This is a genomic window from Robertkochia sediminum (assembly GCF_016786255.1).
GTDB lineage: Bacteria > Bacteroidota > Bacteroidia > Flavobacteriales > Flavobacteriaceae > Robertkochia > Robertkochia sediminum.
The window spans coordinates 288,983-302,858 of record NZ_JADMKT010000062.1; the positions used below are offsets into that span (position 1 = coordinate 288,983).

11 protein-coding genes are annotated in these 13,876 nt (G+C 45.5%); 7 read left to right on the plus strand and 4 right to left on the minus strand.

Annotated elements, in window-relative coordinates; genetic code table 11:
• Positions 1 to 5: 5 nt before the first annotated feature.
• Positions 6 to 1,880 (minus strand): cation:proton antiporter, encoded by a 1,875-nt coding sequence (locus IS446_RS01515; RefSeq protein ID WP_203057677.1) that lies wholly within the window; start codon positions 1,878 to 1,880, stop codon positions 6 to 8.
• A 142-nt stretch (positions 1,881 to 2,022) separates the two neighbouring features.
• Between IS446_RS01515 and IS446_RS01520 the strand changes: the two genes are divergently transcribed.
• The 7 genes from IS446_RS01520 to IS446_RS01550 all read left to right on the plus strand — a co-directional run bounded on the left by IS446_RS01520 (position 2,023) and on the right by IS446_RS01550 (position 11,496).
• Entirely contained in the window at positions 2,023 to 2,874 is an 852-nt protein-coding gene (locus IS446_RS01520; protein ID WP_203057678.1) for an MBL fold metallo-hydrolase, read from the plus strand.
• A gap of 10 nt (positions 2,875 to 2,884) precedes the next feature.
• Positions 2,885 to 4,507, plus strand: a complete 1,623-nt coding sequence (locus tag IS446_RS01525; protein ID WP_203057679.1) for a S8 family peptidase — start codon at positions 2,885 to 2,887, stop codon at positions 4,505 to 4,507.
• Between the two features lie 63 nt (positions 4,508 to 4,570).
• Positions 4,571 to 6,418, plus strand: a complete 1,848-nt coding sequence (locus IS446_RS01530; RefSeq protein ID WP_203057681.1) for a M1 family metallopeptidase — start codon at positions 4,571 to 4,573, stop codon at positions 6,416 to 6,418.
• Positions 6,419 to 6,498: 80 nt separating this feature from the next.
• Positions 6,499 to 6,870: a ribonuclease P protein component gene (gene rnpA, locus IS446_RS01535; RefSeq protein WP_203057683.1), complete on the plus strand. Its 372-nt coding sequence runs from the start codon at positions 6,499 to 6,501 to the stop codon at positions 6,868 to 6,870.
• A gap of 130 nt (positions 6,871 to 7,000) precedes the next feature.
• Positions 7,001 to 8,617, plus strand: coding sequence for a S41 family peptidase (locus IS446_RS01540; protein ID WP_203057832.1), 1,617 nt, complete (start codon positions 7,001 to 7,003; stop codon positions 8,615 to 8,617).
• 701 nt (positions 8,618 to 9,318) lie between these two features.
• Complete coding sequence (locus IS446_RS01545; RefSeq protein ID WP_203057692.1) at positions 9,319 to 11,031, plus strand: patatin-like phospholipase family protein; 1,713 nt, start codon at positions 9,319 to 9,321, stop codon at positions 11,029 to 11,031.
• Between the two features lie 90 nt (positions 11,032 to 11,121).
• Positions 11,122 to 11,496, plus strand: coding sequence for a hypothetical protein (locus tag IS446_RS01550; RefSeq protein WP_203057694.1), 375 nt, complete (start codon positions 11,122 to 11,124; stop codon positions 11,494 to 11,496).
• Here IS446_RS01550 and IS446_RS01555 read toward each other — a convergent pair.
• From IS446_RS01555 to rpiB, 3 genes are read right to left on the minus strand one after another with little or no spacing between them, the layout of a single operon-like run.
• Positions 11,493 to 11,933 (minus strand): GNAT family N-acetyltransferase, encoded by a 441-nt coding sequence (locus tag IS446_RS01555; protein WP_203057702.1) that lies wholly within the window; start codon positions 11,931 to 11,933, stop codon positions 11,493 to 11,495. The two genes, IS446_RS01550 and IS446_RS01555, sit on opposite strands and share 4 nt — an antisense overlap.
• A 12-nt stretch (positions 11,934 to 11,945) precedes the next feature.
• Entirely contained in the window at positions 11,946 to 12,860 is a 915-nt protein-coding gene (locus IS446_RS01560) for a cation diffusion facilitator family transporter (RefSeq protein WP_203057704.1), read from the minus strand.
• Between the two features lies 1 nt (position 12,861).
• Positions 12,862 to 13,296, minus strand: coding sequence for a ribose 5-phosphate isomerase B (gene rpiB, locus IS446_RS01565; protein WP_203057706.1), 435 nt, complete (start codon positions 13,294 to 13,296; stop codon positions 12,862 to 12,864).
• Between the last annotated feature and the right edge of the window lie 580 nt (positions 13,297 to 13,876).

Here is a 13,876-nt window from a genome sequence, read left to right on the forward strand (position 1 = left end):
AGGCCTTATTTGCTCTCAGGAACCTCCTCTTGTACACTATTCACTTCTTCTTTAAGTAATTCTAAGGGTTTCCCCAGGTAAACCAGCTTATAGCCGGGTTCGATCTCCATGGTTTGGGTAAAGGTGGCTATGATATGTAATTCGCCGGAAAGGTCTTTGACAAAGATCGGAATGGCTTCCTTGAGCTCGTTGAGCTTTTTCATTTGATCGAGGAAGTGCTCACGCGACTCCAGTTCGATCTCGTTGATCTTCGGATAATCACGGGCCACCTCACTCAGGTTAATGTAATCGTCCTTCTTAGAGAAGAGCAGTTCCAGGTTGGTATCGTCCGGATTCTTCATCTCTTCTGAAGTAATAAGCCTGAAGGCACCATTCTCACCCAGATGCTCTCTGAAGCGTTCTATGGAATGTTTATTTACCTCTTCACTGGCAGTTAATGCCATAAGGTATCCTATGTCGTTGAACTCGATATTATCGGTAAGCTCATCGGAGAAGATATTGGCCTCTTCAGCATCGAGGTCCATTCCCCTTGCCTTTTCCACATTCTCCTTATTACTGTCAATAAGCACCACGTGACGGTCGTTCTTTTGCAGGTATTTGGCAATAAGACGCGATACGTTCGAAGACCCCACAATAAGGATCCCGGTCGAATTCTTAAGGAATACACCCGATACCTTGGCAAATATCCTTGCCGTAGCGGCATTGAGCAATACCGTACCCAACACGATCATGAACACCAGGGGAGTAATGTATTCTGCACCGGGTTCTCCCTCCAGTGCCAGTCGTGTACCAAAGAGCGAGGCGATACCCGCAGCAACGATACCCCGGGGTCCTACCCAACTGATGAACATACGTTCATTGATCTTTAATCCGGAGCCGTAAGTACTCAGGAATACGCCCAGCGGACGAATAACAAAAACCACACAGGCAAACAGCACAAGGGTCTTCCAGTTGTAAACCAGGTATAGATCGGCCATATCAATATTGGCCGCCAACAGGATAAAGAGTATGGATATGAGCAGTACGCTCAGGGATTCTTTAAAGTACAGCAGTTCTTTGATGTTAGGGAGGTCGATATTCCCCAGAACCATTCCCATAACCACTACAGACAGCAGTCCCGATTCGTGCGCAAATTGTTCTGAAAGCACATAAACCCCCAGTACTACAGACAGGGTGAACACGTTCAAAAGGAAATGAGGCACCATTTTTCTTTTGATCACAAAATACAGGGCATAGGCAAAGAAGAATCCTTCTGAAAGTCCTACCACTACGGTTTTACTAAACTCGATCACGGCCTGTCGGGTATATTCTTCTCCTTGTCCCACCCTGATAAACTCAAACACCAGTACCGCTGCCACAGCTCCGATCGGGTCAATAAGGATCCCTTCCCACTTGAGTACTGCCGAAAGGTCTTTTTTAAGCGGTATGTTCCGCAATATGGGCGTAATTACTGTCGGTCCCGTTACGATGATCAAAGAGGCGAACAGGAAGGAGATCTCCCAGCTCAGGTCGAATAAAAAGTGAGATACCACCCCGGCCAGTAAGAAGGTAACGAGGGTTCCTACAGTAATAAGCTTAATGATCACCGGGCCAACGTTCAATACCTCGTTCTTCTTCAGGGTGAGTCCGCCCTCAAAAAGAATAATAGCGATAGCCAGGGAAACGAACTGAAACAACATTTCTCCGGGAAAGAGCCCTTTGTTGTACTCCGGGTGCCACACCGGCTCGATGAGCTTGGTACCATCGGTAGTGTACAAGGTGGCCAGCGGCCCCACGGTAAGGCCGATAAGAATTAAAGGTAAAATAGCTGGGATCTTAAACCTCCATGCTACCCATTGTGCGAATATTCCAAGTATTACAATCCCTGCGAGTTCTATCATATAATTTGCGGTAAACGCCGTTTTAAGAGCTACTAAAATATAAAAATGTTAAAAATAGGATAATAATCAACATGTATTTTACCAATCTTTGACGGTTTTCTTAATTTGCGTAACCTTAATTTAATAATTCAGGAATTGCGATATGCGTCTATATGCCATTGAAACCGGGAACTTCAAACTGGACGGGGGAGCCATGTTCGGAGTGGTTCCTAAAAGTCTCTGGTCCAGGACCAACCCTGCCGACCAGAACAATATGATCGATATCGCAGCCCGATCCCTGCTTATTGAAGACGGCAACAGGCTCATCCTCATCGATACCGGAATGGGGAATAAGCAGTCGGATAAATTCTTTAGCTATTACTACCTCTGGGGCGATCATTCGATAGACAAATCGCTTGCACAACACGGATTTCACCGCGATGACATTACCGATGTGTTCATGACCCACCTGCACTTTGACCATTGCGGAGGGAGTGTGGAGCGCCATGGGGAAGGCTACCGTCCCGCATTTAAGAATGCCAGGTTCTGGACCAATAAAGAACACTGGGACTGGGCCGTAAAACCCAATGCCCGGGAAAAAGCTTCGTTCTTATCAGAGAATATTCTGCCGCTGGAAGAAAGCGGACAATTGGAATTTATTGCTACCCCACAGGGGGATTTCGTTAAAGAGAGTGAATTGGGATTCGGGATCCTTTTTGTTGACGGACATACCGAAAAGCAGATGATCCCCCATATTCAATACCAGGGAAAGACGATCGTTTTCACAGCCGACCTCCTGCCCACAGCAGGACATATCCCATTACCTTATGTCATGGGTTACGATACGCGTCCGTTGCTTACCCTCGACGAAAAGGCTAAATTTCTCAAAAACGCAGTTAACAACGATTACTACCTCTTTCTGGAGCACGATGCACATAACGAGATCTGCACCCTCCGGGAAACCGAAAAAGGCATTCGCCTTGATAACATCATAAAATTCACAGATATCATATAACTATATAAACATGAACATTAGATCATCATTTGCCTATGGAGCCCTGGCAATGGGTATCCTGGCCGGATGTGGCCCCGCAGCCATCAAACTGGACCCTATGCAAAATACGGTAGGGACCGATTTTAATAAAAATAACTTCACAGAAGAGCAATATAAGAACTGGGGGCATGCCGACCTCCTTACCGATACCATCCCCGGGATGAGTGTTATGAAAGCCTATACCGATATTCTCGCAGAAAGAGAAGGGACCAAGGTGATAGTAGGGGTTGTAGATTCCGGTATCGATATCAATCACGAAGACCTTAGCAGTGTGATTTGGGTGAATAAAGATGAGATCGCAGGAAACGGCATCGACGACGATAAGAATGGTTTTATTGACGATATCCACGGATGGAACTTCCTGGGAGAATCGAACGATGAGAACCTCGAAATGACCCGTATTGTAAAGCGTGGAGACGACGGTTCTGAAATGTACAAGAAGGCTAAGGCCGAGTTCGATGAAAAACTTAATTATGCCAAGGCCGGACTTGCCCGCTACGAAGAGCTTATGGCCGGAATAGACGGTGCTCAGGGTGTGGTTAAGGAAGCCCTTGGAAAAGATGTTTATACTGTTGAAGAGCTTCAAAACATTACTTCGGAAGACGAGAGTGTGGCCCAGGCTGCGAAAACCCTCGAATACTGGATGACCCGTATTGGTTCTGTAGACGAGATCAAAGAGCAACTTCAGGGAGGGATCAACTATTTCTCTGATCAGCTCGAGTACAACCTCAATGCCGATTTCGACGGTAGAGCAGTAGTAGGAGACGATCCTTACGATATTAATGATACCGATTACGGTAACGGTGATGTGATCGGAGACCTGGAGCACGCCAAGCACGGTACCCACGTTGCCGGGATCATCGCTGCAGCCCGTAACAACGGCGTTGGAATGAACGGAGTAGCTCACAATGTAGAGATCATGGCGCTCAGAGCTGTTCCTAACGGTGATGAGTATGATAAAGATATCGCCCTGGCTATTCGCTATGCGGTTGATAACGGAGCTAAGGTGATCAACGGAAGTTTTGGTAAAGGATACTCTCCGAACAAGGAGTGGGTTTACGATGCCCTGAAGTACGCTGCCGAGAACGATGTGCTTTTTGTACACGCTGCCGGTAACGACAGCAAGTTTCTAGATGAAGCAGAGAACTATCCGAACGACCAGGAAAACAACGGTCCGGAATTCTTTGACAATGTGATCACCGTTGGAGCCCTGAACTGGGATTACGGACAAAATATGGTGGCTGGATTCTCAAACTACGGAAAAGTGAATGTAGACGTATTCGCTCCCGGAACCAAGATCTATGCGACCACTCCTGATAACGAATATGAGTACCTGCAGGGAACTTCTATGGCTGCACCGGGTGTTGCCGGAGTAGCTGCCCTCATTCGCTCATACTTCCCGAAGCTTACCGCTTCTCAGGTTAAGCATATCATCATGCAGTCAGGACTGGCCTCTGATGCTGAAGTAGTTGTTGGAGGAGACCCTGGTAACAAACAACCTTTCGGAGACCTTTCTAAATCAGGTAAAATGACCAACCTGTACAACGCCCTGATCATGGCCGATAAGGTTTCAAGAAAAAAGATCAAACTTTAATAATTCACCTGTGAACAAGGCCCCTTTACTGCGGTAAGGGGCCTTTTTTATTTTTAAAAAATTATGAAAAAGTTATTTCTAGTCATCCTCGGCCTGGGTATTTCCCTTACCGGCCGCGCACAATTCGAGAACGACCGTCCGTATTACTGGCAGCAACATGTAGATTATACTATGAACGTAGACATGGATGTTGAAACCTACCGGTTTACCGGAGACCAGGAATTGCGCTACACCAACAATTCTCCAGACACCCTGAAAACGGTATTCTACCACCTCTATTTTAACGCCTTCCAACCGGGAAGTGAAATGGATGTACGCAGCCGTAACCTGCCCGATCCGGACCGCAGGGTAGGATCGAGGATCAATGGTCTGAAACCCGATGAGATCGGATACCTCAAGGTAGGCACCCTCAAGCAGAACGGCGTAGCGATCAAACACCATACAGAAGGTACCATTCTTGAAGTGGAACTCCATAAACCTATTCTCCCCGGAGAAACGGTAACCTTCACCATGGATTTCGAAGGGCAGGTTCCTGTGCAGATCCGTCGTAGCGGTAGAAACAATGCCGAAGGCGTAGCCCTTTCCATGACCCAATGGTATCCTAAAATGGCTGAATACGACTTTGAAGGCTGGCAGGATCACGCCTATATCGCCAGGGAATTCCAGGGCGTATGGGGTGACTTTGATGTGAAGATCACCATCGATAAGGACTATGTGATCGGAGGTACCGGATACCTTCAAAATCCGCAGGAGATCGGACAAGGATACGAAACCGAAGGTATGAAGGTGAAAAGACCTAAAGGCGATAAGCTTACCTGGCATTTCAAAGCGCCTATGGTTCACGATTTTGCCTGGGCCGCAGATGCCAACTACGTTCACGATACCTACCAGGTGGAGAACGGACCCACCCTGCATTTCTTCTACCTCGATGAGGAGAAGTACGCCGAGAACTGGAAGAACCTTCAGCCAAAGACGGCAGCACTTATAGAATTCTTCAGCGAATATGTAGGGCCTTATCCGTGGGAGCAATACTCTGTGATCCAGGGGGGAGACGGTGGTATGGAATACGCTATGAGCACCCTGATCACCGGGGATCGCAGCTTTGGAAGCCTTGTAGGGGTAACCGCTCATGAAATGGCGCATACCTGGTTCCAGCAGATCCTGGCGACCAACGAATCAAAGCACGAATGGATGGATGAAGGATTTACCTCCTTCGTTTCTGACCTGGCCATGAACATTGTTATGGAGGAGAAAAAGGACAATCCGTTCGAAGGGGCGTACAAGGGCTACCTCAGACTGGCCAATTCTGAAATGCAGGAGCCACTTACCACACAGGCAGACCGTTACAGTATGAATGCCGTTTACGGGATCTCTGCCTACAGCAAGGGAGAGGTATTTTTGAGTCAGCTGGGGTATATCATCGGGCAGGATAAATTGCAAGAGACCCTGCAACGTTACTACGACGACTTTAAATTTACCCACCCAACGCCAAACGATATTATTCGTACCGCAGAGAAGGTTTCCGGCATTCAGCTATGGTGGTACCTCAACGAATGGGCACAAACCACCCATACCATAGACTACGGGATCAAAAGCGTGGAAGCCGAAGGGGAGAAGACCCGTATCACCCTGGAGCGTATTGGTAAAATGCCTATGCCGTTAGATATTCTCGTTAAATACAAGAACGGAGAAATGGAAACGTTTTACGCCCCATTGCGTATGATGAGAGGGGAGAAGGCTAATCCGTATACAGCCCTTAACAGACAGCTACTGGACGACTGGCCATGGGTATATCCTGAGTACAGTTTCAGTATCGAAAAGAACGCTGCTGAGATCGAGGCGATCTACATCGATCCTTCCGGACTTATGGCCGATACCAACAGAGATAATAACACCTATACTGCAGAATAAAGCATTAAGGATAACGCTTTACGTTTCAAAACCTCTCTTTTCAAGGGAGGTTTTGTTATTTTTGCCCCTTAATGTGGCGTATGGACCAGTCCTTTCCGAGAAAAGAAAAACTCAAAAGCAAAAAGCGCATAGAACAGGTGTTCACCGAAGGATCATCGGTGTCCAAATACCCCCTTAAATTGGTTTATCTGCCCTTTGAATTCCAGGAAGATACCAAAGTTCAGGTAGCCGTTTCTGTGCCTAAACGACGTTTTAAACGTGCGGTAGACCGCAACCGCGTAAAACGACTCATGCGTGAAAGCTGGCGCCTGCAAAAAGCGTCATGGCTTCCGGAAATGAAACAACCCCATGCCCTGTTATTCATCTATATCGGAAAAGAACTTCCCACGCTCAAGAAGCTGCAAAAAGCCATGGATGTAGCTATGCATAAATTTCTCCAAAAACAAGCATAAGACAGCCTGTTCTTCACCATTGTCTTAAAATTAACGTTAAAACTGTAGCGTTTAAAAGCAATTCTTTTTCTGAACCGGTCAATTTTGGTACTTTTAAAAAAGGCCTGAACCTGAAAAAGTATTGAGCATGATGATAAAGAAGATCCTGATCCCTGTCCTGTTACTATTTGTTACACTGACAGTTACGAGTTACCGCAATGATTATTTCGAGATCGCCAAACAGGTGGAGATCTTTACGACCATGTTCAAAGAACTCAATATGAACTATGTCGATGAGACCAATCCTGCCGAGCTTATGGACGGAGCGATCAAGAGCATGCTGGAAGACCTGGATCCCTACACCCGGTTCATGAACGAACAGGATGTGGAAACCTTTAAGATCAACAACAACGGAGAATATTCGGGCATAGGAGCCCTTGTACGCAGTTTTAACGACAAGTTACTGGTCATTGAACCCTATGAAGGCTATCCGGCCGATAAAGCCGGTTTAAAGGCCGGAGATGAGATCATTCAGATAGGAGATGTCAAAGTAGCCGATTTTAAGGATGATGCCACCGAACTTCTTAAAGGAGCTAAAAATTCATCTGTTGCTGTGGTATACAAACGACAGGGAAAAACAGAGAACACGACCGTAGAGCGCAGTGATATCGAAGTCGATGCCGTGCCCTTCTACCAAATGGCCGATGAACAGACCGGGTATATCGTACTTTCCAGGTTCAACAGAAAAGCCTACGAACAAACCAAGCAGGCCCTGATCGATCTCAAGGAACAGGGAGCATCTCAGATCGTTCTCGACCTGAGAGGAAATCCCGGCGGACTCCTGAGTGAGGCCATTAAGATCTGTAACCTTTTTGTACCCAAGGGAGAACTTATAGTAAGCACCCGTTCAAAGGTGAAAAAGTTCAACCAGGAATTCTCGACACGGAGTAAACCGGTAGATACCGAAATTCCGCTGGTGATCCTGATTGACGACCGCAGTGCTTCGGCCAGTGAGATCGTAAGTGGCGCCCTTCAGGACCTTGACCGTGCTGTAGTTGCCGGAAGCAGGAGCTTCGGAAAAGGCCTTGTTCAACGTCCGATCAATCTATCCTATGGCACCCAGCTTAAAGTGACCATCTCCAGATACTACACCCCCAGTGGCCGTTGTATCCAGGCTATGGATTACTGGAACCGGGACGAGCAGGGGAATGCCGTTTCCAAACGGTCTTATAGTGAATTTAAAACCAGGAATGGCAGGGTGGTATACGATAATGGTGGGGTAACTCCCGATGTGACCATTGAAGAACTGGAACAAAACTCCCTGACCAGGGCACTGGATAACAACCTGATCATTTTTGATTACGCCACCGATTACTACTATAAGCACCCGGATGTGGATCCGGAAACCTTTGAATTCACCGATAGTGATTACAAGCAGTTCAAAGCCTTTGTAAAGAATAAAGAACTCGAATATACTACTCCGGAAGAAGAACTGCTCAAGAAACAATTGAACCCTGAGGCCCTTGCAGATTTGGGAACTGATGTTGAAAAAGAATACAAAGAACTACTCAACAGCATTTCACAAAGTAAGCTGGCAGCCCTGGATAGCAGAGCTGAAAGAATTAAAAAGGATATTCGCGACGAGTTGGTTACCCGCTACGGATATCGCAACGGATTGTATACGTATTACCTCGATCACGACAAGACCATTCTTGAAGCCCGGAATATCCTGGCAGACAAGAGTAGGTATCAGGAGCTGTTGAAGTGAAAGAGGTAACCGGTTACAAGTAATGGGTAATAGGTAATGTGGTCGATGATCTCCTGCGAGTCATAACTCTCTATTCGTCACTCACTTCAAAAGATAATACTGCGTCTTTGCGAGCCGTGCGATAGCAGGGCGCGGCAATCTCATGAAAGAAGGTAAAACCCACCTTCGATAAAGCTAAGTGCTAAGAGTTACCATCCCTTGTGCCTTCGTACCTTCGTACCTCCGTCACCGTATCACTACAAAACCACCCCGACCACGTTTTAGACGTTGCCACTCCTCCTTAGATAGGAGGGGAGAAATCCCAACTTTTTAAAGTCTTTTGAACTACCCATCCCGACACAGCAGAAGAACGTTTGAACGATCCTTTAATACCATATACTACAGCGAACCGTATAACTGTTTAACTGTATAACAGCTAAGTGCTAAGAGTTACGATCCCTTGTGCCTTCGTAACCCCGTACCTTCGTACCTCCGTCACTGTATCACTGTATTACCCACCGAAGCTTCAGCGAAGGTGGACATCACCGCTTCACTGAATCACTGTGTTGCCCTTGCATTTCAGAAAATTCTCTCATAACTTATTCCATTTTAACCGCATAACTGTATAACCCCATAACCTTGTAACCTTGTAACCTTGTAACCTTGTAACCTTGTAACCTTGTAACCTTGTAACCTTGTAACCTTGTAACCTTCTAACCATTATGCCCGAAACCAGCTTTAAACTCTGTCTTACCATGGCCGGTGCCGTTTCTGCCGGAGCCTATACCGCTGGGGTTATGGATGAACTTCTCGGGGTTCTTGACCGATGGGAAAAAGCCAAAGCAAGGAACCTGGAACTGGGTATCGATCACCCTGATTACGATCACAGTATCCCTATGCACCGTGTAGAACTGGAAGTACTCAGTGGTGCCTCAGCAGGGGGGATCACCGCCACACTTGCCCTTAAAAAGATCCTGGATAGCAGTCATAGTACGCTTGAAAATAACAGCCTGCTTAAAGACTGTTGGGTAAGTATGGCCGATGATGAAACACACTATACCCTCGAAAAACTCCTGAGTACCAAGGATCTCAATAAGGAGAAAAACGTACGTTCCCTCCTCAATGCATACCCTATCGAAAACCTGGCCGACCGGTATTTAGCACCTCTGAAAAACCTTAAAAAACCTTCCTGGCTTTCTGAACAGGCCGAGGTGATACTCACCACGACCAACCTCGAAGGCATCGATGTGAATATTGACTTTAACGGGGCCGGAACCGAAAACGGTGGTCATACGATTACCCAGCACAGTAGTGTATTCAGATTTCACGCTATTACTGATGAAAAAGAACCTGTTCCAGAGCCTCACCGCTATGCCACCGACCTTCGGTTAAAAGAAGATGCCGCCCTGCTCAAAGCTGCTGCCCTGAGCACTTCGGCCTTCCCCATAGGATTACCTACCCGAAGCGTTACCTTGCCCCACGACCCCTACCTGAAATACCTGCCGGGGAAAGCTTCAGAAAGTAATCTGCACATCGATATAAAAAACCCTCATGCACATACACCCTTTCCGGCTATAGATGGGGGACTGCTCAATAATGAACCCTATGGTTGGGCATTAAAAGTACTCCGTGAGAACTGTGCACCCGCCTGTGAAAATAACCGGTATGCAGTGATCATGATCGATCCCCTTCCTTCAAAACCACCTTCCACGAAGTCTGTAGGATCCATGGGACTCTGGAATACCTTAACAGGAATGTTCCGCGCCTTGCGCAATGAGGTCATGCTCAACCAGGAAGGCCTGGCCGAAGCCATATCGCTTAAAGACCGCACCCGGTTTCTTATCGCTCCCCGAAAGGGAGGGGGTTACCCCGAAAAATGGAATGCCTTAGGCAAAGTCCTCGCCTCGGCACCCCTTGGCGGATTCGCAGGTTTTATAGGGAAAGACCTCAGGGCGCATGATTACGAACTGGGCAGAAGAAACTGCAGGGATTTTTTGAGATTTCACTTTACCCTTCCGGTAGAAACGGCAAAGGTGCGCCTGGATCAACTTCCGGTTGAAACCGCCCTTGACCGATTTTGTATTGTACGCCGGGATAAAAGTGCTGCTTCAGTTATGCACTTTCCCATCATTCCCGATGTGCGTTTAAAAGAAGCCCGTAACCAAATACTCCTGGAAGGCCAGGTGGAATCAAAAACATATCCGGTACTGCCGGAATTCTCGATGTCCGACTTCATTCAGCAATATCAACCCCTCATTAATAAGCGACTTATTGCACTGGTAAGGACCCTTTCCGGTAAATGGTGGCTCACCCTTGGTTTTCGTCTTTTCCTCCTTCGTCCGCTTCGAAAACAACTGTACAAGATCATCACCGGGGAAATGAAGTTCTTCGATCAAAATCAGGATGCCGTAGCAGCAAACAATGAGGTGACTTAAAAGGTCTGGACAACGTGGTTAAACCGTGTTAAAACGATTTAACTAACTGATTTATTGATACTTACAGTTAAGTGTTGTATTTTTATAGCTATGATAGCACTTGACAGAGAGAATAATAAAGATTTTTTGAATCAGACAGTAAGTTACCTTGAAAACAGAGGTTTTAACAACATCAAAGCAGCCTTAGACGGTTACGAATCTCCAAAATCGTTTACCAAAAAAGGTAGTGATGTGGTCGTAACCCCTGATATCGTAGCTCAGAAAATGGGGATCAAGTACTATTTTGAACTCAGTGTAAAGTCGGAAAAGCCCAATCTTCTAAAATCAAAATGGATGTTTTTGGATGCCTTGAGCAAAAGAAACTCCTCCCGCTTTAAGATCGTGACCACCAAGGGTCACTATAAGTTTACCAACACCATGTTAGACGATCTGAACCTTGAAAAGAACATGATCAAGATCAATTAGTCTCTGATCATACGAACATGAGGAATTCCATCCTCCAGGTACGTTTCTCCCACAGCCCTGAATTTGTGGTCGTTATAGAACTTCTCGAGATAGGTCTGCGCTGAGATCTCAATAGGCTGTTTGCCAAACCTGGTTTCTATCGTTTCGATAGAAGCCCTGAGTATGTCATGTCCAAAAGCCTTACCTCTGGCGGTTTCAGCTACCACCACACGGCCAATACTGGGTCTGTCAAAATAATCGCCACCGGTAAATAAACGGGTATAGGCTACCAATTGATCGCCTTCATAGCCCATAACGTGCAAGGCCTTTTGATCCTTGTTATCAACATCCTGGTACACACAATCCTGTTCTACTACAAATACGGCTGCACGTAAACGCAGCAATGCGTAGAGTTCATCAATATTGAGTTCATTAAAGGTTTTAACCACGATCTTCATAAAGCAACATTTTTAATCCTGAACAATATAATCCTTGGGATCTTCCTTGTTGAATTCCGGTTGAATATTCACATGATTGATCCCGTATTCTTCCTTAAGGATCGTTTCGATCTGTGCGAGGATCTCATTGAATCGACTAAGGGTGATATCTTTTTTAAAATCGAGATGGGCTTCCAGGTGCAGCTCATCATCGTTAAGTCCCCATACATGAATATGATGGAGTTTATTAACATCTTCCAGTTGGTGTACCGAACGCACCAGGGCTTTAACATCGATATGGTCCGGAGTAAATAACATAAGCATGCGGGTAGAGCTTCGCAAAAGATCATAGCCTACGTAAATAAGGTAGAGACCAATAAGAAAAGTAAGTACACTGTCTATCCAGTAGATGCCGAAAAATTTCATGAGCAATCCGCCTATCAGCACCGCAACACTGGCCATCATATCGGTTAACAAATGTAGGTAGGCAGAACGCATATTAATATTGCGGCCGGCATCCTTTTTAAGAATGAGCACACTTAAGCCGTTGGCAACGATACCTAAAATGGCAAGCCATATGACCAGGCCAGTGCCAATGGGTTGCGGATCGAGAATGCGTTTATACGCCTCGGCAATTAGAATAATAGCAATAACGATAAGGGATACCGCATTGATAAAAGCAGCGATGATCTCTGCGCGCTTGTACCCGAAAGTTCGGTGTGTAGAAGCCTTGGTACGCGCCAGCCTGTTAGCCACATAACTAATAATTAAGGAGATGACATCGGTAGCATTGTGAAGGGCATCAGACAGGAGGGCTAAACTTCCGGAGATCAACCCTCCTATAACCTGAGCCAGGGTAATACAGATATTGAGCAGGATCGAGATCAGTAGATTCTTACCCTTTAAAGGTTGATGAGCTCCGTGATCGTGACTATGCCCGTGTCCCATATTAACAACCTAATGGGATCTTGTTAATTCTTCCTTCGTGGCGTCCGCCCTCGAATTCAGTATTTAAAAAGGTTCTCACCATTTCAAGAACCTGTTCTTTAGCGGTAAAACGCGCAGGCATACATAATATGTTTGCATTATTGTGTAAGCGCGTAAGCTCAACGAGCTCTTTGCTCCAGCACAGGCCGGCTCTTACATTAGCGTGTTTGTTTGCCGTCATGGCTACCCCGTTACCACTACCGCAAAGAAGGATCCCGTAATCGACCTCTCCTTTATCTACTGCCGAAGCTACAGGATGCACAAAATCAGGATAATCAACACTGTCAGCAGCGTCGGTACCACTATTTATAACTTCAAAACCCATACCTTTTAACATGTCAACAATAGCGAACTTGTATTCGGTACCGGCATGGTCGTTTCCAATGGCAATTTTCATAGTTTGTTTTATTTAAATGAACACCCCACAAAGGTAGTAAATACCTACATCTTACACTTATAAACACCCCTTATTAACGATGTTCGGTAATGAACTGAAAAACAAAACCTTAATAAAACCCCCGAATTGTTGATAAATGGAAAGTTATTTCTACTAAAAAAATTTGGTGGGTTAAATGCAATTTTCCATTGGTGAAATTTTAGGTTTCTAACAAGTGGAAAATGTATTTTTTAATTGACAATTCTTAAACCGGTTTCACATACAAATCAACATTGTTAACAAGCATTATTTATTAAAAAACAACCACTGTTCACAGTTGTTCACAACTGTTAATTACATCTAAAAATCCCTTGATTCTTAACGCTATATCCGGTTAACGGATTGTTCATAACGATGTAAAACACTACTCTTAGTTAAAATACCAAATACTTCGGTAAAAAGTTATACCTGTTATGAACACCCTATAATAGACATCTAAAATTTTAATTTTAAAAAGAAGAAAAAAGAATATAATAGTATAATGGTTAATAAGTGAATAACCTGTTTTGAATTTTGAAGTGAGTGTTTGGTAGGAGAAAGG